The organism is uncultured Arcticibacterium sp. (genome assembly GCF_964021845.1).
Classification (GTDB): Bacteria; Bacteroidota; Bacteroidia; order Cytophagales; family Spirosomataceae; genus Arcticibacterium.
In genome coordinates this window covers 72291-96591 of sequence record NZ_CAXHZC010000003.1, presented here as the reverse complement: position 1 = coordinate 96591, position 24301 = coordinate 72291, and the positions used below count along the sequence as shown (strand labels likewise).

23 protein-coding genes are annotated in these 24301 nt (G+C 37.5%); 11 read left to right on the top strand and 12 right to left on the bottom strand.

The window, feature by feature from the left end:
- Positions 1-4: 4 nt before the first annotated feature.
- Complete coding sequence (locus AADJ06_RS09930) at positions 5-970, bottom strand: YpdA family putative bacillithiol disulfide reductase (RefSeq protein ID WP_341226289.1); 966 nt, start codon at positions 968-970, stop codon at positions 5-7.
- Positions 971-1244: 274 nt separating this feature from the next.
- Here AADJ06_RS09930 and rseP point away from each other — a divergent pair, with 274 nt between their 5' ends.
- From rseP to AADJ06_RS09910, 4 genes are all read left to right on the top strand, one after another.
- Entirely contained in the window at positions 1245-2591 is a 1347-nt protein-coding gene (rseP, locus tag AADJ06_RS09925; RefSeq protein ID WP_341226288.1) for an RIP metalloprotease RseP, read from the top strand.
- Position 2592: 1 nt separating this feature from the next.
- Positions 2593-3090 (top strand): DUF6702 family protein, encoded by a 498-nt coding sequence (locus AADJ06_RS09920; protein WP_341226287.1) that lies wholly within the window; start codon positions 2593-2595, stop codon positions 3088-3090.
- A gap of 81 nt (positions 3091-3171) precedes the next feature.
- Positions 3172-3639: a MarR family transcriptional regulator gene (locus AADJ06_RS09915; RefSeq protein ID WP_341226286.1), complete on the top strand. Its 468-nt coding sequence runs from the start codon at positions 3172-3174 to the stop codon at positions 3637-3639.
- 21 nt (positions 3640-3660) lie between these two features.
- A complete protein-coding gene (locus AADJ06_RS09910) occupies positions 3661-4110 on the top strand; it encodes a hypothetical protein (protein ID WP_341226285.1) in 450 nt (149 codons plus the stop codon).
- 2 nt (positions 4111-4112) lie between these two features.
- Here the strand turns inward: AADJ06_RS09910 and AADJ06_RS09905 are convergent, their stop codons facing one another.
- From AADJ06_RS09905 to AADJ06_RS09885, 5 genes are all read right to left on the bottom strand, one after another.
- Entirely contained in the window at positions 4113-5756 is a 1644-nt protein-coding gene (locus AADJ06_RS09905) for a S41 family peptidase (protein WP_341226284.1), read from the bottom strand.
- A gap of 164 nt (positions 5757-5920) precedes the next feature.
- On the bottom strand, positions 5921-6880 hold the full coding sequence (gene nadA, locus AADJ06_RS09900; protein WP_341226283.1) for a quinolinate synthase NadA: 960 nt from the start codon (positions 6878-6880) through the stop codon (positions 5921-5923).
- 1 nt (position 6881) lies between these two features.
- Positions 6882-7817 carry a hypothetical protein gene (locus AADJ06_RS09895; protein WP_341226282.1) on the bottom strand — a complete coding sequence of 312 codons (936 nt, stop codon included), beginning with the start codon at positions 7815-7817 and terminating at the stop codon, positions 6882-6884.
- 117 nt (positions 7818-7934) lie between these two features.
- The gene (locus AADJ06_RS09890) at positions 7935-8396 is read right to left on the bottom strand and encodes a DUF5606 domain-containing protein (protein WP_341226281.1); all 462 of its coding nucleotides are present in this window, start codon (positions 8394-8396) and stop codon (positions 7935-7937) included.
- A gap of 89 nt (positions 8397-8485) precedes the next feature.
- Entirely contained in the window at positions 8486-9190 is a 705-nt protein-coding gene (locus AADJ06_RS09885) for an SDR family NAD(P)-dependent oxidoreductase (protein ID WP_341226280.1), read from the bottom strand.
- Between the two features lie 82 nt (positions 9191-9272).
- Here AADJ06_RS09885 and AADJ06_RS09880 point away from each other — a divergent pair, with 82 nt between their 5' ends.
- Both AADJ06_RS09880 and AADJ06_RS09875 read left to right on the top strand, forming a co-directional pair.
- The gene (locus tag AADJ06_RS09880; protein ID WP_341226279.1) at positions 9273-10007 is read left to right on the top strand and encodes an ABC transporter permease; all 735 of its coding nucleotides are present in this window, start codon (positions 9273-9275) and stop codon (positions 10005-10007) included.
- Positions 10008-10013: 6 nt separating this feature from the next.
- Positions 10014-10760: an ATP-binding cassette domain-containing protein gene (locus tag AADJ06_RS09875; protein WP_341226278.1), complete on the top strand. Its 747-nt coding sequence runs from the start codon at positions 10014-10016 to the stop codon at positions 10758-10760.
- Positions 10761-10801: 41 nt separating this feature from the next.
- On the opposite strand, the gene AADJ06_RS09870 is transcribed toward AADJ06_RS09875, so the two are convergent.
- Both AADJ06_RS09870 and purH read right to left on the bottom strand, forming a co-directional pair.
- Positions 10802-12196, bottom strand: coding sequence for an MBL fold metallo-hydrolase (locus AADJ06_RS09870; protein WP_341226277.1), 1395 nt, complete (start codon positions 12194-12196; stop codon positions 10802-10804).
- 73 nt (positions 12197-12269) lie between these two features.
- Complete coding sequence (gene purH / locus AADJ06_RS09865; protein ID WP_341226276.1) at positions 12270-13784, bottom strand: bifunctional phosphoribosylaminoimidazolecarboxamide formyltransferase/IMP cyclohydrolase; 1515 nt, start codon at positions 13782-13784, stop codon at positions 12270-12272.
- A 165-nt stretch (positions 13785-13949) separates the two neighbouring features.
- Here purH and AADJ06_RS09860 point away from each other — a divergent pair, with 165 nt between their 5' ends.
- The 5 genes from AADJ06_RS09860 to AADJ06_RS09840 all read left to right on the top strand — a co-directional run bounded on the left by AADJ06_RS09860 (position 13950) and on the right by AADJ06_RS09840 (position 18768).
- Positions 13950-14933: a N(4)-(beta-N-acetylglucosaminyl)-L-asparaginase gene (locus tag AADJ06_RS09860; RefSeq protein ID WP_341226763.1), complete on the top strand. Its 984-nt coding sequence runs from the start codon at positions 13950-13952 to the stop codon at positions 14931-14933.
- A gap of 66 nt (positions 14934-14999) precedes the next feature.
- Positions 15000-16310, top strand: a complete 1311-nt coding sequence (locus AADJ06_RS09855; protein ID WP_341226275.1) for a DEAD/DEAH box helicase — start codon at positions 15000-15002, stop codon at positions 16308-16310.
- 15 nt (positions 16311-16325) lie between these two features.
- On the top strand, positions 16326-17432 hold the full coding sequence (locus AADJ06_RS09850; protein ID WP_341226274.1) for a helix-turn-helix domain-containing protein: 1107 nt from the start codon (positions 16326-16328) through the stop codon (positions 17430-17432).
- Between the two features lie 55 nt (positions 17433-17487).
- Positions 17488-18135, top strand: a complete 648-nt coding sequence (locus AADJ06_RS09845; protein ID WP_341226273.1) for a hypothetical protein — start codon at positions 17488-17490, stop codon at positions 18133-18135.
- A 108-nt stretch (positions 18136-18243) separates the two neighbouring features.
- On the top strand, positions 18244-18768 hold the full coding sequence (locus AADJ06_RS09840) for a YceI family protein (RefSeq protein WP_341226272.1): 525 nt from the start codon (positions 18244-18246) through the stop codon (positions 18766-18768).
- A 102-nt stretch (positions 18769-18870) separates the two neighbouring features.
- Here AADJ06_RS09840 and AADJ06_RS09835 read toward each other — a convergent pair whose 3' ends face one another.
- The 4 genes from AADJ06_RS09835 to uxuA all read right to left on the bottom strand — a co-directional run bounded on the left by AADJ06_RS09835 (position 18871) and on the right by uxuA (position 24094).
- The gene (locus AADJ06_RS09835; RefSeq protein ID WP_341226271.1) at positions 18871-19809 is read right to left on the bottom strand and encodes a mechanosensitive ion channel; all 939 of its coding nucleotides are present in this window, start codon (positions 19807-19809) and stop codon (positions 18871-18873) included.
- Between the two features lie 187 nt (positions 19810-19996).
- Positions 19997-20752 (bottom strand): glucose 1-dehydrogenase, encoded by a 756-nt coding sequence (locus AADJ06_RS09830; RefSeq protein WP_341226270.1) that lies wholly within the window; start codon positions 20750-20752, stop codon positions 19997-19999.
- 46 nt (positions 20753-20798) lie between these two features.
- Positions 20799-22883 carry an alpha-glucuronidase family glycosyl hydrolase gene (locus AADJ06_RS09825; protein WP_341226269.1) on the bottom strand — a complete coding sequence of 695 codons (2085 nt, stop codon included), beginning with the start codon at positions 22881-22883 and terminating at the stop codon, positions 20799-20801.
- Positions 22884-22894: 11 nt separating this feature from the next.
- On the bottom strand, positions 22895-24094 hold the full coding sequence (gene uxuA, locus AADJ06_RS09820; protein ID WP_341226268.1) for a mannonate dehydratase: 1200 nt from the start codon (positions 24092-24094) through the stop codon (positions 22895-22897).
- Positions 24095-24301: the final 207 nt, after the last annotated feature.

Genomic DNA, 24301 nt, shown 5'->3' with positions numbered 1-24301 from the left:
ATAATTATTTTTTATTCAAAATAGCCCTCACTATTTGCTCCGCATGAACCCTAGAGTTTTCAATGAATAAACTGTGGGTGTTCATTCCACCACAAACCACTCCAGCCAAATAAACATTAGGTAGATTGGTCTCCATGCTGGTTTCGCTGTATTCAGGTTTTCTGATGGTATCTTTTGAAAGGTTAATGCCGACTTTTTCTAGAAAACGTAGGTTTGGTTGATAGCCCGTCATGGCTATAACCCAGTCATTTTCTAATGTAACGTTACCTTCGGGTGTGTTTATTGATACGGAATCTGCGTTAATGGCATCTACCCTTGAAGAGAAATAAGCCTTTATGGAGCCTTCTTTAATTCTGTTCTCAATATCCGGTTTTACCCAATATTTCACACGTTGTCCTATTTCTTTGTCTCTTACTACTATGGTTACATCTGCCCCTTTTCTCCAAGTTTCCATTGCAGCATCAACGGCAGAATTGCTGGCTCCTACTACCAATACCTTTTGAAATGCGTAGAAATTTGGGTCTTTATAGTAATGTGTAACTTTTGGTAGGTCTTCCCCTGGGACATCCATTAAAAGAGGGATGTCGTAAAAGCCAGTGCAAATAATTACGTTTTTTGCCCTATATGCTGATTTAGACGTTTTGACAATATATTTTTCGCCTTCCGATTTGACATTTTCTACAGCCTCAAAAAGTTTGACGTTTAGCCCCCATTGGCTACTTACTCTACGGTAATATTCTAAAGCTTCCGTTCTCGTAGGTTTTGAATTGACAGTCATAAACGGAACATCACCTATTTCCAGTCGCTCTGAAGTACTGAAAAAAGTCATGTTTAAAGGGTAGTTGTATAGCGAGTTTACTAAAGCACCCTTTTCAATTATTACATAGGAAAGCCCGTTTTTCTTAGCCTCAATTCCACAGGCAAGACCTATTGGGCCTGCTCCTACAATAATTATATCCGTTTCTGTCATTATTCGTCGATTATGATAGTCACTGTTTGACCGTCTTTAATGCCAACAAAGATAAAATGTCAATTGTTTCTGAACGGGCAAGAAATTAATTGCGTTTGAATTTTATGGAGCTAATAATCTTATTGATTGTTTTCTCGTTAAGAAAAAGCGACTTTTGCACCCCGTAAGCTCTTATGTGCTTGCAAGATAGATTTTTAGACAAATTGAATTAAAGACTTCTTACCCCAAGAAGGAAAATTGATAATGATGCCTGTGGGGGAACAGGAAAAAGAATATGGAAGGATTAATTATGGCGGGCCAGCTATTGCTTGGTCTAACAGTTTTAGTAGGATTACATGAATGGGGGCATTTTATTGCTGCCAGAATTTTTGGAATCCGTGTAAATAAGTTTTACATATTTTTTGATTTCTTATTTCCGATGCCAAATGTGTTGAATTTTGCACTTTGGAAAAAGAAGAAAGGTGATACTGAATATGGTTTAGGGTGGTTTCCTATGGGTGGCTATGTTGATATTGAAGGTATGATTGATGAGACTACAGACGCCTCTAAACTTTCAGATGAGCCCAAACCTTATGAATTTAGAGCTAAGCCGGCATGGCAAAGATTAATTGTAATGCTCGGTGGTATTATTGTCAATATAGTTTTAGGTGTCCTTATTTTTTGGGGAATGACCTATAAGGCAGGTGATAATTACTTGTCAATGGACGAGGTCAATAAATTAGGAATTGTTGCTCATCCAATAGCGGAGGAGATTGGGCTAAAAACCGGAGATAAAATTGTTGGCGTAGCTGGTAAAAAAATTGAAAACTTTTCAGAAGCTATGGGCTCTGATGTGGTTTTAGGAGAGAATGTTTATTACACAGTAGAAAGAGACGGTAAATCAATAGAAGTACCTATTCCAAACGATTTATATGAAAAGCTTTCTGATGAAGAAAGTGAAGGGTTCATTGATGCCTTACAAACCTTTAGTGTTGGTGAGATAGTTCCAGATATGCCTGCGGAGGAATCTGGATTGGCCGAGGGAGATAGAATATTTAGTTTTAACGGAGACACTATTTCTTTCTATCATCAATTTTCTGCTTTAGCAGCAAAAAATAAAGGTAAGGAAGTGGCTCTAGGGGTAAAAAGAGGTGATGACACTATTACTTTAAATCCAACACTTACAGAAGATGGCAAATTAGGCTTTCAGTCAGTTCCTGATTTGAATTACAGTCATGTAGATTTGGGTGTGGGCGAGGCCTTTATGATGGGTTCAGGCAGAGCATTCTCTGTTATTACGGATAATATTAAAGGTTTTAAAAAAATATTTACTGGTCAGGTTTCTGCAGGAAAGGCACTGGCTGGTCCTGTAGGAATAGCTAGAAAGTTTTATGGTGGTGTGTGGGACTGGACAAGGTTCTGGATGATTACAGGTATGCTTTCAATGGCATTGGCCTTTATGAATTTGTTGCCAATTCCTGCTTTAGATGGAGGTCATGCTATTTTATTGATTTATGAAATGGTTTCGGGGAAATCGCCTTCTCCTAAGTTTATGGAGCGTACACAGCAGATAGGAATGGTTATTTTGCTAGGACTTCTAGCTTATATCATGTTCAATGACACCATGCAAGCACTCTTCTAAAATGAAAGTAAGGCTTAGGTACATTTGTGTTTTAATGACCTTGGGTCTTTTTTCTTTTGACTCTGTCAAACATGACTTTCATACATCATTAACCGAAATGAATTATAATCCCTCATCGAACTCTTTTGAGATCACGATGAGGGTTTTTACTGATGATTTTCAAGAGGCTATAGAACAAAGCAGTGGGAAGAAAAACATTGTTTTAAATGATGAAGCTATAGAACCCTTTGTGAAAAAGTATATCAATAGACACTTTGCGTTTGTAAAAGGAAAGGAAGTCAAGTTTGCGAATTACCTCGGAATTGAGGCGGAGCCAGATGCTTCATGGATATATTTGGAGCTGCCATATAGTAAAGAGTTAGAAAGTTATAGTATTTTAAACACTATTTTAATGGAGCTTTTTGACGACCAAAATAATCTTTTAAATTTGTTAAAAGATGGTGGAAGGCACACCTTGATTTTCGCAAAAGACACGAGACTACAGACTTATCCTCTTTAAATCATAGAATTTCTTTGAATAGTATGCTTGCATACGAATTTTTCTCTTCTAACTTTGTTACTTAGAATTCCAGTCTGAATCATGAAGAAAGAAGAAACTATTGACTTCCATATCAAGTGGACATGGCATGCTGTATCCAGGATGTATAATGTGTATGCTGCTCAAAACGACATGACCATGTCAATAGGCTATGTTCTTCTAAATATTGATTTAGAACACGGAACCCCAGCTACAAAAATAGGTCCGTCTATCGGAATGGAACCTAGAAGCTTGACTCGAATGCTGAAGTCTTTAGAAGCGAAAGGCTGGATTTACAGAGAAACAGATGTTAAGGATAAACGTTTTGTTAATGTCTTTTTAACAGAGGAAGGAAAAGCAAGACGTTCTTTCGCAAGGGAAGGGGTTATTGCTTTTAATAAGGCCATTAAAGATGCTATCCCTCAAAAAGACCTGACTGTTTTTATTGAAGTTCTTGATAAAATTAAGGAAGCTGTGGAGGTACAAACTTCCGATCCAAAAGCTGGGATAATGGCATTAGAATTAATTTAAGTTTTCTAATTTTGGTCAATTATGAAAAAAGCACTAATCTTTTTCACTTTTGCCATTGGCCTAAGTATTAGCTCAAAAGCTCAGAGTGTTGCTTATTACCCTTTTAGGTCCATTCTTTCGGTTTCAACTAATCCAGATCTTCGTGTTTGGGGGGATTTACGTTTTCAAACAAACTCTTTTTTTTCGTCGCTAAGCACGGAAATAGCCCCAGCCATAAACATTAATCAAAACCAGAAAGGAAGATTTTATCTAGGGGGAGGCATTAGGCTTAATTATCTAGCTTCTTTTCAAGATGGAGATATATTTGAGGGGTATTTCTTTAATGTAGGTGTCCGTTCTGCACCTTTTGAGAAGTATCCACAAGTACAGGTAGCATTTGAGCTTTCCCCTTATGTGGCTAGCGACTTTGAGTCGGGCTTATTTAGAACCCGACTCGGTGTAGCGTACAATTTTTCTAGGAAGAGTAATTAAACTTACTTACCTAAGTTTTTTGCTTCTTCAAAATGGCTCATTGCAGCCTTTAGCATCTCATCATCTTTTCCAATCACCTTATAAAAAGAGTTACTAAGACCATTGGTGTCTTTCCAGATACTTCGTGCTATTAAGGCTTTTACTTGCCCTTGAATAAATCCTTTGGATTTGGCGTAATCTTTTGCTACAAACTCAATGCCTAAAGATTTTCCCTTCTTAATGATTTCTTGAAGCATGGCATCGCTTACATTGAAATTTTTAAGGAAGCTGTTGAATTGCATTTTGTTCAGCTTATCAGCGTTCTCGTTGGCGTATTCCAGAGCATATTCTCTAATAATATTAGTGCCATAAAGCTCCATGAGATATCTGCTGATGTGTGAAGTGTCTCTACTCACAAAAACATCCGGTGTGATTCCGCCACCCCCGTAGACCGTTCTGCCGCCCACAGTTTTATACTGATTCTTTATATCGTTTTTGATGCTATCTTCAGAAAAGAATTCACCATGTTCACTTCTTTCGTTTAGCTCACCATAGTAGTCTTGCAAATCGCCAGAGGTATATGGTTTTTGAATACTTCTTCCAGATGGAATGTAGTACCTAGAAATGGTCAATCTCAGTTCAGAACCGTCAGATAAAGAAATAGGTGCCTGAACCAAACCTTTTCCAAAGGTTCTTCTTCCTATTATTAAAGCCCTATCATAATCTTGTAAGGCTCCAGAAACAATTTCAGATGCCGAGGCACTTCCCTCGTCTACTAATACCACCAAGGCTCCCTTTTCAAAGATTCCTTTATGCCTAGCGTACATTTTGCGGTCGTTACGGTCGTCTTTACCATCCGTGTATACCAATACGTCGTTTCCTGAAATAAACTCATCAGCAATAGCCGTAGCCCGTTCTAAATACCCTCCAGGGTTTCCTCTTAAGTCTAAAACCAGTTGGGTCATTCCTTCTGCTTTTAATCCTTTTAAACCACTGAGAAATTCGTCATACGTAGTTTCTGAAAATCTATTGATTTTGATATAACCAGTTTTACCGTCTTCCATTAAGTAGGAAGCATCCACTGAGTACGTAGGGATTTTGTCTCTTAAAACTGTAAACTCTAAAGGCTCTTTGAAACCTTTACGTTTAATTTTCATTTTAACCTCTGTTCCTCGCTCTCCTCTAAGCGTATTGAATATTAAACGAGTGTTTAGCTGTTCTCCTGTTAAAATCACTTCATTTGCTTCTAGAATAGCATCGCCGCTAAGAATTCCTACTTCTTCAGAAGGACCTCCAGAAAGTGGTGTAACTACGTAAACAGTGTCATTGAAAATATTGAACTCTACGCCTATGCCATCAAAACCATTTTGAAGTTCCGACATCGCCAGTTGAGCTTCTTTTGCAGGAAGGTATGCTGTATGAGGGTCTAGTTTTTCCAACATTTTTGCAATACCGTACTCCGCAAGTGAATCCGTGTCAACAGGGTCAACATAACTCCTGTCAATGTAGGTTAGGATTTCTTTAAACTTACTTGATGACTTTATTACATCGCCAACCATGTTTTGGTTGCCAAAAAATTTTGCACCAATCTGTATACCAGCAACTAAAGTTATGGCAACAATAATTGGGATTCGGATGGCGAACTTACTATTCTTAATTTTTTGCATTTTTCTCTTGTTATTAGGAGATTGTAGAGATAACTGGTAAAAGGGATGCTTTAGTTTCTGAAGGAAAGCATTAATTTATCAATTATTCTCATTACGTAAGATAGCGACTTAAAGACTATAGATTTTTGAATACAATGTTTTTTTAAGTGCGTATCAATAAAAGCTTATAGTCCGTGCTTGGCAGAAATTTCCAACATTTTGTCAATCGGAGCTTTGGCTTGTTTTAGAATTTCGTCTGAAAGTATAATTTCGGGAGATTCATCTAAAAGGCATCTATAAAGCTTTTCCATGGTGTTTAATTTCATGTGCGGGCAGTCTGAGCAAGCAATACAAGGATGTCCGTTTTTGACCGTAGGGGCCACATGGAATGTTTTTTCTGGAGAGGCTTTCTTCATTTGATGAAGAATACCTGATTCCGTCGCTACTATAAACTCCTTAGAAGGACTGTTCATAGTGTATTTCAAAAGACCCGTAGTAGAACCAATATACTCAGCATTGTCTAAAACGGGTTTTTCACTTTCTGGGTGGGCTATGATGGTAGCATCAGGGTGTTTTGCTTTTAAATCAGCAATCATGTCTGCCGAAAAAGCTTCGTGTACCATGCAGGCACCATCCCATAAAATCATGTCTCTACCTGTTTTTCTGTTTAGGTAGTCTCCCAAGTTTTTGTCTGGTGCAAATATGATTTGTTTGTCTTTAGGAACACTTTCTACAATTTTGATTGCATTAGTACTGGTACAAACAATATCAGTCAAAGTTTTTAACTCAGCAGAGCAGTTTACGTAAGAAATAACCACAGCTTCTGGGTGTTGCTTTTTAAATGCAAGAAATTTATCAGCAGGTGCGGACTCTTCCAAAGAGCAACCTGCATTAATATCTGGCAATACGACTTTCTTTTTTGGTGAAAGGATTTTGGCTGTTTCGGCCATAAATCTAACACCCGCAAAAACAATAATGTCTGCTTCGGTTTTTGCTGCTTGCTGCGAAAGGCCAAGGCTATCGCCAATATAGTCGGCTACATCCTGAATGTCGGCAGTTTGATAGTAGTGGGCTAGTATAACGGCGTTTTTCTCTTTCTTAAGTCTGGCGATTTCAGCCACGTAATCAATTTCTGTTGCTACCATATCAGTTTGGGCAGTTATACTCCCATGTTTTAGTTCTTAAAAGTTGATTTTCATTATTATACCTTTTTTCAACTACCAGGTTGTCAAAATCATCATAGCTGTTTTCTACTCGGCTTAATAACTCGCCGTTATATATAAAACGCTCTTCTATGACTTTTCCTGCGTTATCATTGGTATAAATAATTTCGTAATCTACTTTGTTATTTCTTCCAATTCGTGTTTTTGTCGTCAAAAAACCGTTGGTGTATTCAAATAACGTTTTTGCAATTAAGGTGTTATTTAAGTAGGTGCTATCCTTAGATATTTGGCCATTAGCATTATAGTCTGTGTAGGTTTCTTCCAGCATTCCGCCTACTACATCATTGTTTTTAGCATAAACCGTTTTTGACTCATTATCATACCGGTATTCTTTGGAGCTGTTAAGCTTGTTGTCAGAATTCAGGACATTGTGCTTAGTTACGTTTCCTGAAGCATCTTTTTCAATGATTTCAGTTCCACTAATAACGTTGTTTTCGCCAAAGTATAATTTGACAGAACCTGTACCGCTGGTAGTTAGCCTATTGATAAGGTTTGCTCCATTAGTTTCTAATCCTTCTGTTTCAGAAATAAGGTTTCCTAAGTTATCGTAAGTTCTGTTTTTGACGGATTTAACCGCATCATTAATATATTCCGTTGTCTTGCTTAAATAGCCTTTGGCATTGTACTCAAAAGTTTTCTTTTGGGTATAACTACCGTTTGGCGAAGCTAAGATTTGCCTATACTCTTCGGTGATTTTGTTTGCGTTGTTAAAGGTGTTCTTGAGTTGTGATTCCAATCCTTTAGATGTAGAGGTAGCACTTTCAATTAAAAGGCAATCTGACTGGGCATTTGCGGCAGCAGTGGATAGAACGAGTAGGACTAAGTAAGAAAGTCGTGACATTTGGTTTGTCTTTTTCATAGTAAACCACCAAAATACAAATTTTTAAAGTCTATGCATAAACAGACTAGGGCATTACACTGAAAATTTATTTTACGTCAAAAAGGCGATGAACCCTTTTGACGTATAATCTAGGAGTTATTTCTTCTTGGTAGGCTTTTTCTTTGGCTCTTTCTCCGCTTTTGGCTCTTCCGCTTTCGTTTCCCAAAGCTCAGGCATTTCTTTAGCAAGAAGGTTATACCATTGAATAATCTTCTTAACGTCCGAAGAATAAACACGCTCTTTATCGAAATCAGGCATTACACCTTCAAAGAATGTGAAGAATTCTGCTGGGGTTGACTTTTTTGTGTCAAAATCAACCTTCTCTCCGTGTTGTTCTTTAAGTGTTGTGAATATTTCAGCAAGTGGAGTCGATTTGTCATACTCTTCACTATAGATTGAAATATCTTTTAAAACAGAGACTTTGGCATTTACATTGACAATTTCTCTCTTTTTATTGCCGTCCATGCTCTCGACAATTACGCCAGAACGACCTGGTTTGATGATTCTAAATAATCCTGGTCTTCCAGAAATGTGTGCTACGTCTTGTAAAGCCTCCATTGATTGTTTTTCTAAATTTGACTGCAAAAGTAAGTATTTTAAATTTTCTCAATTGAGAACCTTTGTGAAGTTTTTATTCGATGCGAAGACTAAATGTCTCCTTCTGTAGGTCTAATAACTATTTCTTCTACCACAGCAGATGGCGAGAGCGAATAAGCAGACCAAATAGAATCCGCTACATCTGTAGCTGATATAAACCTAGACTCAGGTAAGTCAACTCCTTCCCAGCTGCTCGTAAACGTGGCTCCTGGCAAAACAGCGGTTACTTTAATTTTTTCAGGGAGTAGTTCTGCCCTCAAAGATTTACTAAAGCCTAGTAATGCAAATTTTGAAATAGTATAAGAACCAGAACCGCTATAAGCCTGTAAGCTCGCAATAGAGCAAATGTTGAAAATATGAGCTTGTGGTGCTTTTCTTACACTTGAAATCACACCTCTAGTTAAATGATATGCAGAGTAGAGGTTTGTATCTATTTGTGTTTCTAAAGCTCCTTCAGGCTCATCTAGAAGGTTGCCTTGTAGAAACGTTCCTGCATTATTTACCAAGATGTCTATTGGTCGGTTTAGGCTATTGATGAAATTACTAAAAGCTTGTACCCCTTCTTTTTGACTTATATCAGACACAAAAACATGGACAGAAATATTATGTGCCGCTTCTAAGTCTATTTTGATTTTGTTTAGGTCTTCTTGATTTCTTGATGTAATAATCAGGTCAATGCCCTCTGATGCAAATTTATTTGCTATTGCTAGGCCTATTCCTTTTGAAGCCCCGCTTATTACTGCAACTTTGTTCATGGTTCGGTTTTTGCACAAATCTACTTGATATTGCATACCCAATCAATTTATTAACTTTGCGAGAGCTAAAATCATAGGCAAAATGCTTTCTATTGCTGGAAATTTTTTCCTTTTCTTAGGTAGTCTTTTAACAAGACGTGAAACTTTTAAAGTTTACTGGGAAAGGTTTATAGACGAATGTGTCAAAATTGGCATCAATTCCGTCTTTATCGTATCCATTGTGGCCTTTTTCATTGGTGCTGTAACTTGTGTACAGATTTACGCCAATTTAGTAAGCCCATTTATTCCAAATTATATTGTGAGTAATGTGGTTAGGGATATGATGTTGCTAGAGCTTTCCTCCACGTTTATGTGTGTGGTTTTGGCAGGTAAAGTAGGGTCTAACATTGCTGGTGAACTAGGGACCATGCGGATTACAGAGCAAATAGATGCTTTAGAGGTAATGGGAATTAATGCTTCTTCCTACTTAGTACTTCCTAAGGTTTTAGCGGCTATGGTGACTTTTCCATTGTTGGCTATTCTATCTGATTTTTTAGGGATTTATGGAGGTTATTTAGCAGGAACGCTCACTGGAATTCTAACCTCTGAGGAGTATATATATGGGATTAGAACTTCATTCGTGCCTTACAATATAATAATTGCATTGGTTAAAGCCTTTGTTTTTGGTTTTCTGATTACCACTATTTCTGCATATAAAGGTTACCATACTAAAGGTGGTGCTTTGGAAGTGGGTCAAGCAAGTACTACGGCTGTTACTAATAGCTGTATCGCTATTTTAGTAGCGGATTATTTATTAGCTCAACTTTTAACGGGATAAGCTGTAGTGATAGAAATAAAGAATATATCAAAGTCATTTAACGGTCGCCAAATTCTGTTCGGGATTGATGGTGTTTTTGAAAAAGGGAAGACCAGTTTAGTTATAGGAGCTAGTGGGACAGGAAAGAGCGTGCTTTTAAAGTGTATGCTAGACCTTGTAAAGCCGGAAGAAGGCCAAGTTTTATATGATGGCAGACGTTTTTTGCTTCAAGAGGAAGAAGATAAAAAGGACGTAAGGAGAGATATGGGTGTTCTCTTTCAAGGAGGGGCCTTGTTTGATTCTAAAACTGTTTATGAAAATGTAGAATTCCCCTTGAAAATGCTAACCACCATGTCGGAGTCTGAAAAAAGAGACAGGGTAGAGCTTTGTCTACAAAGAGTAGGTTTAGAAGGAACAGGCAAACTTATGCCATCAGAGGTTTCTGGTGGTATGAAAAAGAGAGTAGGTATTGCCAGAGCAATAGTTATGAATCCTAAATACCTTTTCTGTGATGAACCCAATTCTGGCTTAGACCCGCTTACAGCCATAAAAATAGATGAGCTTATCAAAGAAATCACCGAAGAGTATAACACCACCACAGTAGTTATAACCCATGACATGAACTCCGTTCTTTCTATTGGAGATTATATCATGTTTTTGAACAAAGGCAAAAAGATTTGGGAAGGCGATAGCCAATCTATCTTAAAGACACATATTCAAGAATTGGACGAATTTGTTTTCTCAAATCATGCTTTGAGGCAATTGAGGGGGTAAACTAATGGTTTTTGGAACCTAAACTTCAAAAACCATTACTATCAAATAGTAAAACTCTCCCTATGCTGAGGAATCTCAATATTACTGAATCCTACTTTCTCAAGCCTAGCTTTAAAGGCTGTTTGCCTATCAATTTCACCGTGTACTAAGAATAGCTTCTTTACCTGGGAGGTGTCTTGGCAACTTAAATAGCTGATCATTTCCGCATAATCAGCATGGGCCGAGAAGGAATCCATTACCTCAACATTGGCATTTAACTTGAAAGTATCTCCAAAAATTCTTAGCTCAGGAGCCTTTATTTTGATTTGGTAGCCTAATGAGCTAGGAGAGCAGTAACCCACTATTAGAATAGTGTTATTTGGGTTTTCGCAGTTGTTTTTAATGTGATGCTTAATTCTACCTGCTTCTGCCATTCCAGACGAAGAGATAATAATGCAAGGCTCTTTAGAGCTGTTTATAGCTTTTGAGTCATCTACTTTGGTAATGTAGTTTAGGTTTTCAAAACCAAAAGCGTCACCGTCTCTTTTTATGTAATCCAATATATCAGGATTAAATTCCTCCTCATGTTTACGCATTACTAGCGTAGCCTTTACTGAAAGCGGGCTATCAATATATACAGGGATTCTTGGGAGTTTTCCTTCGCTTTCTAAAACATCTAAGGCATAAATTAATTCCTGTGTTCTATCTACCGAAAAGGCTGGGATAATAAGCCTTCCTTTCTTTTCTACGCAAGTAGTTTTTACCACTTCTAAAAGGTGAGCTCGAATGTCAGCCTCTGGTGGATGAAGTTTGTCGCCATAGGTAGACTCTGAAATAATGAAATCTGCCTGTGGGAAAGCTTCCGGTTCTCTTAAAATCTTGTCATTTGGCCTTCCAATATCACCTGTGAAAAATAAGGACTTCGTGATGTTGTTTTCCTGAAACTCAATATAAATGCCAGCACTTCCTAAAATATGTCCTGTTTCATAGAAACTGAAAGTTACCCCTTCTTCTATCTCAAATTTCGTGTGGTAGCCTTTAGTGTCCATAAGGTCAATTGCTTTTTGAGCGTCAGATTCTTGGTAAAGTGGCTCTAGTAATTCATCACCTCTTTTTCTACGTCGCTTGTTGATTCTTTTTACATCACTTTCTTGGATTCTGGCCGAATCCATAAGCATAATTTCACAAAGGCTTTTAGTGGCGTGTGTACAATACACAGTACCATTGAAACCGTCTTTGACCAATTTTGGGAGTAAGCCAGTATGGTCAATATGAGCATGAGAAAGTATGACAAAATCAACTTCTTTAGGATTAAACCCGAACGAAGTGTTAAGTTCTGTAGTGCCAATGCCTTGAAATAAACCGCAATCTAAAAGGATTTTAGTTCCTTTATTTGTGGTCAAAAGGTGTTTGCTACCTGTAACTCTTCTAGCTGCTCCGTAGAATTGTACTTTCATTTAATATTGGGTTGAGTGAGGTGATGTATAAAAAAATGGAGTCTAGCGGTACTAGACTCCATAAAATGTAATATCAATGTAAGAAATGCCTTACGCCAGTCATAACCATGGCTACGCCGTTTTCGTCACAATAGTCAATTGAAAGTTGGTCACGAATAGAACCACCAGGCTGAACTACTGCTTTTATGCCTGCCTTGTTTCCAATCTCAACACAATCTGGGAATGGGAAGAATGCTTCGGAAGCCATTACTGCTCCATTTAAATCGAAGCCAAATTGTTTCGCTTTATCAATTGCTTGGTTTAAAGCATCAACTCTAGAAGTTTGACCTACGCCACATGAAAGTAATTGACCTTCTTTGGCTAAAACCACATTGTTTGACTTTAGGTGCTTACATATCTTTAATGCAAACTCTAGTGCTTTAACCTCCGAATCAGAAGGTTTAGTTGTTGTAACGGCTTTGAAATCTTTACCAGACTCCATAGTCATGTCTTTGTCTTGCTCTAATACACCGTTTAAAAGACTTCTAAATTGTTTTTTGGAAGTTTTAACGGCCTTTCTGATTAATAGTCTTCTGTCTTTCTTCTTAGTTAAGATAGCCAAAGCATCGTCATCAAAATCTGGGGCGACTAAGATTTCAAAGAATAAAGGATGCATAGCTTCAGCAGTTGCTTTATCTACAGTAGTATTGGTTATAATTACACCACCAAATGCAGAAACAGGGTCACAGGAAAGAGCATTTTTGTAAGCATCTACTGCGGTAGCTGCTGAAGCTACACCGCAAGCATTATTATGCTTCATGATAACGAATGTTAAGTCTTCAAATTCGTCAATCAATCTTACTGCAGCATCGGTATCTACCAGGTTGTTATACGATAATTCTTTACCATGTATTTGGTCAAACATGGCATCTAAATCGCCATGGAAACTAGCTGATTGGTGAGGATTCTCTCCGTATCTTAATGTTTTGGAGGTGCCCGCTCTAAAGTTTCCGGCATCTTCCGCTCCTGCGAAATAACCATGAATAGCAGAGTCGTAATGTGAACTGACTCCGAAAGCTTTCATTGCGTATTTCTTTCTATCTTCTAGGTCTGTTCCGCATCCTTTGGCTGCAAGAGTTTCATAAACATCATCATATTGATTTCTTGAAGAAACAATAAGAACGTCTTGGTAATTTTTGGCAGCTCCTCTTATTAAGGCTATTCCTCCAATGTCAATCTTTTCAATAATGTCATCTTCAGAAGCACCGGAAGCTACGGTTTCTTCAAAAGGGTATAAGTCAACAATGACTAAGTCAATTGCTGGTATTTCCATGTCGGCCGCTGTTTTCACGTCTTCCGCATTTTCTCTTCTATGAAGAATACCACCAAAAATTTTAGGGTGTAAAGTTTTAACACGACCTCCAAAAATGGAAGGGTACGAAGTTAAATCTTCAACAGCCACTACTGGTATGCCAAGTTCTTCTATAAACTTTTGGGTACCACCAGTTGAATAAATGGTTACATCATTCTCGTGTAATAATTTAGCGATTTTGTCCAATCCGTCTTTATAAAAAACAGATATGAGTGCCGATTGAATTTTCTTTGCCATTCTTATTAAGTAGTATATTCTTATGGGAAATTGAATTGCAAAAATAAAGGAAAAAGATAGACTATCATGGGGCTTTTTGCTTAGTCTGAGAAGTCTAACGAAATTAAATTTATTTAGAATGGTTTTCTTTCTTAAATTCATTTTTAATATTCTTTAAAATAACTAATCATGAAAAGAAGAAATTTTATTAAGTCGGGTGCTATAGGGATGGCTTCTGCGGGTGTTTTAGCATGTGAAACTGAGAAAGCACCGGTTCAAAATGTTAATTCAAAACCAGGTTTGCCTATTTCTATTGCTACATGGGCACCAAATGCAGATGCTGTAGACGCCGCAATGGCTGCAATGGATAATGGAGGAACGTCTTTAGATGGCGTAGAAAAAGGTGGAAGTGTGCCAGAGGCAAATCCGAAAGATATGAGTGTAGGTTATGGTGGCAGACCTGACCGAGATGGTAAAGTAACACTAGATGCCTGTATCATGGACTGGGAGATGAACGCAGGTTCTGTTGCTTTTTTACAAGGAATAAAGCATCCACTTTCCGTAGCCAGAAGAGTAATGGAAAAAACACCTCATGTGATGTTAGCAGGAGCAGGTGCACAGCAATTTGCGATAGAGGAAGGTTTTGAAGTGGAAGATATTTTGACAGAAGAGGCCGAAAAACAATATAAAGAATGGGTTAAAACAGCCGATTATAAACCAGTAGCGAATATTGAGCTTCATGATACTATCGGTTTAATGGCTATTGACAAAGGTGAAAAGTTGGCAGGGGCTTGTACCACAAGTGGAATGGCCTATAAAATGCATGGTAGAGTAGGAGATTCTCCAATTATTGGTGCTGGAATGTATGTAGACGATGAAATTGGTGGTGCCGTGGCAACTGGTGTTGGTGAACTAGTATTGAAAACGTGTGGGTCATTTCTAATAGTAGAATTAATGCGTCAAGGAAGAAGTCCACAAGAGGCTTGTGAAGAAGGCGTAAAGAGAATAGCCAGTAAGTTGAAAGACTTTGAGCAGTTTCAAGTTGGTTTTTTAGCGATTGATAAAACGGGAAACCACGGAGCCTATGCTATTCAGAAAGGCTTTAACTACGCTATTAATCAAGGAGGAGAAACAAAGGTTTACGACAGTGATTTCTTGGTAAAAGCATAGAATGGAGATTATGGCTGAATTTTTGTTTAGTTTTGTTAAAATAACGTGCCTTAAAACACTAGAAATTTGACATTTAAAGAACTTAGATTAGACGAGAGGTTGCTTGAAGGCTTGGATGCCATCGGATTTGATAAAGCAACACCGATACAAGAATTTGCTATTCCTAAGATTATTGAAGGAATAGATTTAATTGCTTGTGCTCAAACAGGAACAGGCAAAACGGGAGCTTTTATTCTTCCAGTACTTCATAAAATTGCTCAGCTTCCTGATGAAGCTAGACACTTAAATACCTTAGTCATTACGCCGACTAGGGAATTAGCCATACAAATTGACCAGCAGGTAGAGGGGCTTTCTTACTTTACAGGAGTAAGTTCTATAGCTGTTTATGGTGGAGGAGATGGTGACACATTTATTACTCAAAAAAGGGCTTTAGAAGCAGGAGCAGATTTAGTTATTGCTACACCAGGTAGGTTAATTGCTTTGATGAATTCTGATAAAGTAGACTTTTCAAGGCTACAGCATTTGATTTTAGATGAAGCAGATAGGATGCTGGATATGGGTTTTTTGGGAGATATTCTTCGCATTAGCTCACAATTGCCAGAGAATAGACAGACCTTGCTTTTCTCGGCCACTATGCCGCCGCAGATTCGTCAGTTGGCAAATAAGATATTAAAGAACCCAGAGCAAATTAACATAGCTATTTCTAAACCTGCTAAAGGGATTAAGCAAGAGGCATATGTGGTTTATGATACCCAGAAGCTGCCACTTCTTACGTCATTATTGAAAGATGATAGCTTTAAAAGCATAATTGTGTTTTCTTCTTCAAGGGAAAATGTAAAGAATATTGAGCGTGAGCTTAATAAACACAAGCTAGGAGCAAGAGGCTTTAGTTCTGATTTAGACCAGACGGCTAGAGAAGAATTGATGAACGAGTTCAAGGCTGGTAAAGTACGAGTTCTAATAGGAACAGATATTATTTCAAGAGGGATAGATGTAACAGGAATTGACCTTGTGGTTAATTATGATTGCCCACCTGACCCAGAAGATTATATCCATAGAATTGGAAGAACGGCCCGTGCGGGTTCTGCAGGAACCGCCATTACTTTGATAAATCAAAAAGACCAACGTAAGTTTTTTAGAATTGAAAGCTTAATTGGAGATGATGTTCCTAAAATGGACATTCCGAAGGACTTGGGAGAAGGCCCGGCTTATACACCAGAGAAAAAATCAGGTGGAAATTTTAAGTCAAAAGGAGGGTTTAAAGGAAAGAAGAAACCTTTTAACAAAGGTAAAGGTAGTTATAAGGGAAAACCTAAGTCAAATAATTACAAAGGAAACCGTAACTCAGGAAGTAGTTCTTCTCCTAAAAGTCAATAATACCTTCGTATTAAGATGAAGACCTTGATTGTCCTAAGTATCGTTCAATCTGCTTTTTTGATTTTGCTATTACTTTCTAAAAAGGAAAAATCAAGGTCTGGTTCTATTTTATCTTTTTGGCTCTTGGTTATGGTTTTGAGCCAGTTATTCTATCTGCTGGTTTATCATTATCCAGAAGCCTTATCTCAAAGGCTTATTTTAGTATTGGCTTGTACTCCTTTATTGGCCGGTCCTGCTTTTTTATTTTATGTGGCAGAGCTTACGCAATCTAAATTACGTTTTTGGCCTCTTCATCTCATTCCTTATGGGGTGTTTGTCTTTTATATTTTATTAAACGCCGATAATCTCGCGATTGATAATGGTTTTTTGCTTTCTATTAATGGGAGTTCTTTAGTGAGCAGTTATTATGGTTATTTGTTTGTATTAATCCCGTTCCTGTATATTGTTTGGAGTTATAGCTTTTTCAAAGCTTTTGAAAAACGCCTGAAAGAAAACTATTCAAACACCGAGAAGATTAATCTTGATTGGCTGAAAAAATGGATTTTAGAGGCAGTCATTTTCATGCTAGTCTCTTTTCCTACTATCTATTTAGCTACCCGTTTTAACTTATTTCCTAGAGAGTACTCGTTTCAGTTTATCGCTGTATTTAATACTGTTTATATTTTTGTAGTGGGTTATTTCGGCTTTAAACAAACGACTATCTTTTCTGATGTAATTTCACTTTCGGAAAATAATCCTAAATATCAGAAATCGGGACTGAATGACCAATTGGCTGATGTTTACCAGAGTAGGCTAGTGATTTATATAGAAAAGGAAAAGCCATTCTTAAACCCGAATATTAAAGCCAAAGAGTTGGCAGAATCTTTAGGAATATCGGTCAATAATCTCTCACAGCTATTAAATCAATATGAAGGGAAATCCTTTTATCAGTTCATAAATGATTTGAGAATACAGGAGGTGGTCAAATTGATGAATGATAAGGAATTTTCTAACCTCTCAAACGAGGGTTTGGCATATCAATCTGGTTTTAACGCCAGGTCTACTTTTACAAAAGCCTTCAAGCAAAAAATTGGTATTAGTCCGTCTGAATATCGCAAAAAATTGTATAAGCCTATCGGCTGATACATTCGTTTGATGACGTCTTTCGAAATTCGATTCAAAAATTAATCGAATAACAATGAAAGAAACATTACATCAATTTAACATCATAACGCATATCACTTTCGGAAGTCTTGCCATCCTTATGGGCTTTTGGCCTATAGTAAGTGGAAAAGGAAAGAAAATACATAATTTATCCGGTAGGATTTATTTGTACTGCGTCTCGGTTGTTTTACTTACCGCTTTGTGCGGAGCCTTATTTTTTGAGTTTAGGCCATTTTTGTTTCTGTTAACCGTTATGGTTTTCTATACTTCTTTTGTTGGTTACAGAACTTTGAAATTGAAAGGGCGAAGGCCAATGTTCATTGATGCCTTTGTGCAGTTTTTAGGTTTGATTACCGTTTTAGCCTATTTCTTTATATTTGATATTGATAAAGCAAGCATGAGTAAACCTGTGGTTTACTTTACTTCAGTGATTCTTATGGTTCATGTGCTTTATGATTTCGGGAAATATTTTTATTCTACCGAATATTTAAGGAAATCATGGTTGAACGATCATATAATCAGAATAATTTCATCATTTGGCGGTTTAATATGTGCTGCCGCAGGAAATGTGCTCGATAAATCTTTGCAGCCCTATAGTCAGCTTGTGCCTTCTATGATTGGCTATCTACTAATTGCCTATTTCATTTATAAGTACCGATATTATCTAAAGCCAAAGCGTTAATTCTGAGGGCTTGCGAATCTTGTAGAGTAGATTGTCAAGCACGGAGGAACGAATATTTTCAATTTTTGGTTTATGTATGTATTAACATATAATGTAAAAACAATTAATATGAATATTTGGAATATTGACTCAATGCACTCAGAGGTTCAGTTTAAGGTAAAGCACCTTATGATTTCTAGTGTAACAGGAAATTTTAGTGAGTTTGACGCTCAAGTTAAGGCAGAAGATGAGACATTTGAGAATGCTGACATTTCATTTTCAGCAAAAATAAACTCAATTTCTACAGGGAACACGGACAGAGATGGTCATTTAAAGAGTGGTGACTTTTTTGATGCAGAGAAATTTCCTGAATTAAAGTTTCAGTCAACTTCTTTTGAGAAAAAGGATTCTGATGATTATAAGTTAATAGGTAATTTAACCATAAAGAATGTTACTAAGCCAGTTGAACTTGATGTTGAGTTTGGTGGGAAAATGGTAGACTTTTATGGAAATGAAAAAGCGGGTTTCGACATTTCAGGCAAAATTAAGCGTAAAGAGTTTGGTCTAACATGGGATGGTATTACAGAAGCTGGTGGTGTTGTGGTTAGCGACGACGTTAAATTGATATTGAATATACAGTTAGCAAAAGGGTAATACGTATAGGTTTAAAATGACAAATATCCGCTTAGGTCTTGCTAAGGACCTAGCGGATTTTTTGTGCTTAAAGGCTGTTTGGGGAAAGTGCAGAAAATAGGTTTAATCTTTTTCCTTATCAGAATTATTTTGATTTTGTAGCAAGTTTAATTTCATTTCTGAAAGTTTCTCTCCTCCTTTTATTCCAAAATCCAAAGTTCTGATAGGATACGGAATCATAATGTCTGCATTGTCAAAAGCTTCTTTAATTGACATAATTGCTTCGCTTCGCATATCTAAGAAGCTGGGGTGGTCTGGATAGTCTATCCAAAACTTAATTTCAAAATCTATAGATGAGCCTCCAAAGCCTGTGTAAGCAAATATTGTATTTTGAGGATCTATTACATTTTGCATCTTGTCAATGGTTTCTAAAACAACTTTTTTTACTCTTCGCAAGTCTTCTCCATAGGAGACACCTACTGCCAAGTCGATTCGCCTTTTGCCGTAGGTAGTATAATTAACTATGGCATCTTGAAGTATGGTTGAGTTCGGAATAAACACTTCTTGTCCTTGAAATGTTTTTATAGATGTAACTCGTAAGTTGGTGTCAGTTACTGTTCCCATATGTCCCGAGACCTCTATAATGTCACCAATGTTTATTGGGCTACGAATTGCTAAAATTACTCCTGAAATAAAGTTGGATGCAATGTCTTGAAATGCAAAACCTAGGGCTAAACCAATAACTCCTACTCCTGCAAGGAGAGAGGTAACAGTTTTATCTAACTCTAAAATCCCCAATGCCGCAAACAAACCGACTATAATTACCGTAAAGTAGGCTATACGAATTAAGAGATTTTGTAAAGCAAGGTTGCTAGTCGTTTTTCCTAGGAGCTTAGTTAATAATCTGCGAACTAAGCGGGCAATTATAATAAAAGCGATTAAGGTTAAAACAGCCACCAAGAAGTTTGGTAGCATTTTAATGGAGGTCGCTGCCCAATTATTGATTTTTTCTAAAATTAATTTTACTGGTTCGCTATAAGAATCAAGGTCGAGTTCAAACATATTTTACTGCTAATTGGTATGATAATACCTTTAGTATAAAATATTTGTTCCGTTTGAATGAATAGAGAGCTTTTCACCTTCTTCTAAAGACTATGGCTTAAAGGAGGCTCTAGACCCATTGACAGATTCATGAACTGTAGAGTTTTTTCAACAATCCTCAAAGTATGTCTTTGATGAAACTCTTTTTCTAAAACCCTTTACTATTACCACCATCTACCGGAAGAGATACCGATGTGATGTATTGCGATGCATCTGAAGCAAAGAATACGGCGGCGTAGCCTATATCTTTTATTTTACCCCACCTGTTTAAGTGAATTTTGTCAAAAGCTTTATCTTTTCTTGCAGGATCAGAGTTCATGGCTGTTAGCATCATGTTAGTTTCTATAAATCCTGGGGCTATAGCATTCACTCTTACATTATCTTTTCCAAACTCAGAAGAAAATGCCATTACTAAACCTTCAACGCCAGTTTTTGAAGCCGTATAAGAAACTACTCTGTCAATTCCGTAATACGCCGCCATGCTTGAAATCATAATGATAGAACCTGACTTACGAGCAGTCATTCTTTTCCCAACTTCTCTCGTCAAAGCAAAAACGCCATAAAGGTTTGTTTGAACCACACGGTCAAACTCCTCATTCGTGACATCTATCGCTGGTTTCTTCTGATTTACCCCCGCATTATTTACTAAAATGTCAATGTTTCCAATGTTTTTCTCAATGTTTTCAACTAGCTCAGGAAGGCTGTCAAGGTTAGTAATATCATTAACAAAGTAATGAACTTTTGAGCCAAGGTTTTGTGCTGTGGTTTTTAAAACCTCTTCACGTCTTCCAGTGATTACTACTGTTGCACCTGCTTCAATAAAGCATTCTGTAATGGCTAGGCCAATGCCTGCACCGCCACCTGTTACTAAGGCTAGTTTTCCTTCTAATGAGAATTTATTCATAGGGTTTGGGTTGTATAAGTCTAAAGCAATGTGTTTAGACTACTCTTTATCTTAAATGGTATATTCGTTCTATGTTTTTAACGTCTTCCAACGTTCTAGATGGTGCCTTTAAACCATTTGGAAGAGGTAGTTTTGAAAAGTCTTTGAAGTATAAGTAACAAGCGTCTCGCCACCAATAAGCTTCTCTTTCTTGAGTTTTTAATCTTCCAGCCACGTTGTCAAAGAACTCACTGTCAACTTTACCTTTGAGTGATTCCCATTGACTTTGCATACTTTTAACATCTTCTGGCCCTTCAAAATATCTAATCATCAATTCATCCCAAACGGTATTGCCAGTTGATAGTTTATAGGTCCAGTCTAGGTGATGAAACCACATGAGGTAGTTTAAATCACAGGTGGCAGGATTGTTCCATTTGTTTTGAACCTCTTTGCTGTATAGGCTTATGGCATTGCTCATTTTGCCGATTCTGTCAAAGCCTATTCCTTTGCTGTCTGCTCTGTGATAATACACTGACGTCCAATCTGGCCTGCCACTTTTTTCAAGCCATGGCTGAGGTCCATAATGATGGCCTTCACCCATCATGTGATGTAAGCCGAGTGGGTAGGTATATTTGATATAAGTTGGCAAAGATTCGGTCATTAAATCAACGATGGAATTAACAACAGACGGTTCGTGGCTCAAAGTCATGTTTGTCCATTCCTTTGCTATCTGTTCAGAGCTTAAAGAGTAATCCCAAGCAAGCCTTCCGAAAGCGTACCAGTTTGCTTGGTTAAATGGATGGCCTGTCCAGTTAACATCTGAACCAGTATTTGCTACACCAGCCATTACCGATATTGGAAATCTGTCTTTGGTTCCATCTACTATTTCTGCAACGGTGTAATTCGCATCTACTTTAGAGTCTAAAGTTTCTTTAAACATGGGTGCCAAATAAGTAAGATGGGTAGATTGTCCTAAATATTCCTGTGTGATTTGAAATTCCATTGCCAATGGTGTCTTTGGGAAAGCTCCAAACATAGGGTGAAATGGCTCACGTGGCATAAAGTCAATCGGGCCATTTTTCACCTGAACCACCACTTTTTCATGGAAGCTTCCATCTGGTGGTTTAAACTGATTGAATGCTTCTTGGAAACGGTCACCATTAATATCTGCATTGTAAACAAATGCCCGCCATATTACAATACCATCTCTTTTCTCTAAAGCAGCTGCTAGCATATTGGCTCCATCTGCATGGGTTCTGCCATAATCTTGCGGCCCAGGCTCTCCTTCAGAATTGGCTTTGACTAGGTATCCGCCGAAGTCAGGAATGTATTCGTGAATCTCATCCGTTTTTTTCTGCCACCAGTTTTTTACACCTTCATCAAGTGGGTCAGAAGTTTCTAATCCGCCAAGGGTTTTAGGGGATTTAAAATTGACCGATATAAAGACTTTGATTCCGTAGGGTCTTAACATATCGGCTACACCTTTGATTTTTCTTAAGTACTCAGGAGTAAGAAAACGCGAACTTGCATTTACATTGTTAACGCTTACTGCGTTAATGCCAATAGAAGCATTTGCCCTTGCATATTGAATAAGTCTTGGATCAATTGTTTCTGGCAGTTCTGGCCATTTCCAAATAGAAGAGCCGGCATAACCCCTTTCAACTGTTCCATCGGCATTATCCCAATGGTTAAGCATCCTAACTTTAATTTTCGGAATATCAGTTAATTTGAAGGTGATAGGTTCTAAATTTTGAATTCGTCGGATAAATGCAAAGGTGCCATAAAGTAGACCAATTTCAGATTTTGATTCAATTCTAGCACTTCGGCTGTCTCCCGTTATGGTAAAGCCTTCTTCTGCTCCTTGTTCTGTTAAGCCTAGAACGATGCTTTTTTTTCTTGAAGTGACATTATTTGATTCGTATGATATTGGAATATTTGTGCCAAGAAGACCTGTTAAGGCGTCTTGTAACTCTTTTGCCGCCAATGCCGTTCCAGGTGTTTGATTTAAAACAACAATCTTTTTATACGTCTTGTTATAAATCTTTCTTTGACCTTCTGATTTAATCAAATCATACTTTAACCAAAGCCGAGAGCCATCATCTGCAAAGCTTAAAAAATTGCAGAGCATGAAGAACACAAATAATCTTTTCATTACTAATGAGTTCAGTTTTTCAGCTCTCTTTTGATAGCATATTCTAAACCACGCAGTTCTGCTAGACCTTTTAATCTACCCATATATGAATATCCTGGATAGTATGTTTTGTCCATATCACTCCAAAAGTGATGACCATGATCGGGTCTCATCGGAATTAGCTTTACTTTTTCGTCAGCACTTTCTCTTCTGTATTGCTCTTGCCATAGTGCTTTAACCACATCATAAAAATCCACATCACCAGCCATATGAGGAGCTTCGTGGAAGTTTCCAGGAGTTTCTTCTCTCATGGTAGTTCTGAGGTGAATGAAGTGAATTCTATATCCAAACTGCTTTATAATGCTTACTAAGTCATTATCTGGTCTTACACCTAAAGAGCCCGTACAGAAAGTGATTCCGTTTGCAGGGTCGTTATAGGCGTTCATTAGTTGCTCTACATCACTTTGAGTAGAAAACACCCTTGGTAAGCCAATTAAAGGTCTTGGTGGATCATCCGGATGGATGCACATATTAACACCAACTTCTTTTGCTATTGGGCCAACTTGCTGGATGAAATAGTAAAGGTTTTCTCTTAGCTCTTTGTCTCCTATGTTTTTGTACTCGTCTAAAAGGGCTTGAAAAGACTCTAAGGTAAATGCGTCATCAGAACCAGGAAGTCCTTGTAAAATAGCACCTTTAAGTTTTTTGATATCGGCCTCTGTCATTGACTCAAATCGCTCCTTTGCGGCTTTTTGCGTTTCGTCGTCGTAATCTGCCTCTCCTCCAGCTCTCTTTAAAATGAAAAGGTCAAATGCTGCAAAATCTAGGTAAACAAATCTTAATGCATAGGAACCATCAGGCATTTGATAGTTGAGCTGAGTTCTTGACCAGTCTAAAACTGGCATGAAGTTGTAACATACGGTGGTTACACCACAGGCGGCCAAATTCCTGAGAGATGTTTTATAGTTTTCTATATATTTATCTCTGGAAGCAATTCCCTTTTTAATGTCTTCATGAACCGGTAAACTTTCAACTACGTCCCATGTAAGTGGAGTGTACTTATCATTGTCGGCCTCTATTATGTCTTTTCTTTTTTGAATTTCGGACTGTGACCAAACATCGCCTACAGGTACTTCGTGAAGGGCGTTTACTACGCCTGAGCACCCTGCCTGTCTTATGTCCATTAAACTGACCCCGTCTTTTGGGCCGTACCATCTCATGGTGTGTTTCATCTATTACTTCAATTTTATAGGTTTATACTGCTTCGCAAATAAAGCGAAGTTTCATAACAAGTTGAAAGAAAACAAAATATCAAAAGATATTAGGTTTGAGTGTGAAATATACGAAGATTTACAAGAATTCAACCGATTGCATTGTTCTTACGACTCATTTTTGTGAAATTTAAAAGAACTATTTTTACAAATTCATTAAGCTACTAT

Bases quoted from the DNA above. Each gene is read 5' to 3' on its own strand.
- purH (WP_341226276.1), bottom strand. From the start codon at position 13,784: ATGGCAAAGAAAATTCAATCGGCACTCATATCTGTTTTTTATAAAGAC.
- uxuA (WP_341226268.1), bottom strand. From the start codon at position 24,094: ATGAAACACACCATGAGATGGTACGGCCCAAAAGACGGGGTCAGTTTA.
- AADJ06_RS09830 (WP_341226270.1), bottom strand. From the start codon at position 20,752: ATGAATAAATTCTCATTAGAAGGAAAACTAGCCTTAGTAACAGGTGGC.
- AADJ06_RS09825 (WP_341226269.1), bottom strand. From the start codon at position 22,883: ATGAAAAGATTATTTGTGTTCTTCATGCTCTGCAATTTTTTAAGCTTT.
- nadA (WP_341226283.1), bottom strand. From the start codon at position 6,880: ATGGTAGCAACAGAAATTGATTACGTGGCTGAAATCGCCAGACTTAAG.
- AADJ06_RS09890 (WP_341226281.1), bottom strand. From the start codon at position 8,396: ATGGAGGCTTTACAAGACGTAGCACACATTTCTGGAAGACCAGGATTA.
- AADJ06_RS09930 (WP_341226289.1), bottom strand. From the start codon at position 970: ATGACAGAAACGGATATAATTATTGTAGGAGCAGGCCCAATAGGTCTT.
- AADJ06_RS09895 (WP_341226282.1), bottom strand. From the start codon at position 7,817: ATGAAAAAGACAAACCAAATGTCACGACTTTCTTACTTAGTCCTACTC.
- AADJ06_RS09880 (WP_341226279.1), top strand. From the start codon at position 9,273: ATGCTTTCTATTGCTGGAAATTTTTTCCTTTTCTTAGGTAGTCTTTTA.
- rseP (WP_341226288.1), top strand. From the start codon at position 1,245: ATGGAAGGATTAATTATGGCGGGCCAGCTATTGCTTGGTCTAACAGTT.
- AADJ06_RS09870 (WP_341226277.1), bottom strand. From the start codon at position 12,196: ATGAAAGTACAATTCTACGGAGCAGCTAGAAGAGTTACAGGTAGCAAA.
- AADJ06_RS09885 (WP_341226280.1), bottom strand. From the start codon at position 9,190: ATGAACAAAGTTGCAGTAATAAGCGGGGCTTCAAAAGGAATAGGCCTA.
- AADJ06_RS09835 (WP_341226271.1), bottom strand. From the start codon at position 19,809: ATGTTTGAACTCGACCTTGATTCTTATAGCGAACCAGTAAAATTAATT.
- AADJ06_RS09915 (WP_341226286.1), top strand. From the start codon at position 3,172: ATGAAGAAAGAAGAAACTATTGACTTCCATATCAAGTGGACATGGCAT.
- AADJ06_RS09905 (WP_341226284.1), bottom strand. From the start codon at position 5,756: ATGCAAAAAATTAAGAATAGTAAGTTCGCCATCCGAATCCCAATTATT.
- AADJ06_RS09840 (WP_341226272.1), top strand. From the start codon at position 18,244: ATGAATATTTGGAATATTGACTCAATGCACTCAGAGGTTCAGTTTAAG.
- AADJ06_RS09920 (WP_341226287.1), top strand. From the start codon at position 2,593: ATGAAAGTAAGGCTTAGGTACATTTGTGTTTTAATGACCTTGGGTCTT.
- AADJ06_RS09845 (WP_341226273.1), top strand. From the start codon at position 17,488: ATGAAAGAAACATTACATCAATTTAACATCATAACGCATATCACTTTC.
- AADJ06_RS09910 (WP_341226285.1), top strand. From the start codon at position 3,661: ATGAAAAAAGCACTAATCTTTTTCACTTTTGCCATTGGCCTAAGTATT.
- AADJ06_RS09850 (WP_341226274.1), top strand. From the start codon at position 16,326: ATGAAGACCTTGATTGTCCTAAGTATCGTTCAATCTGCTTTTTTGATT.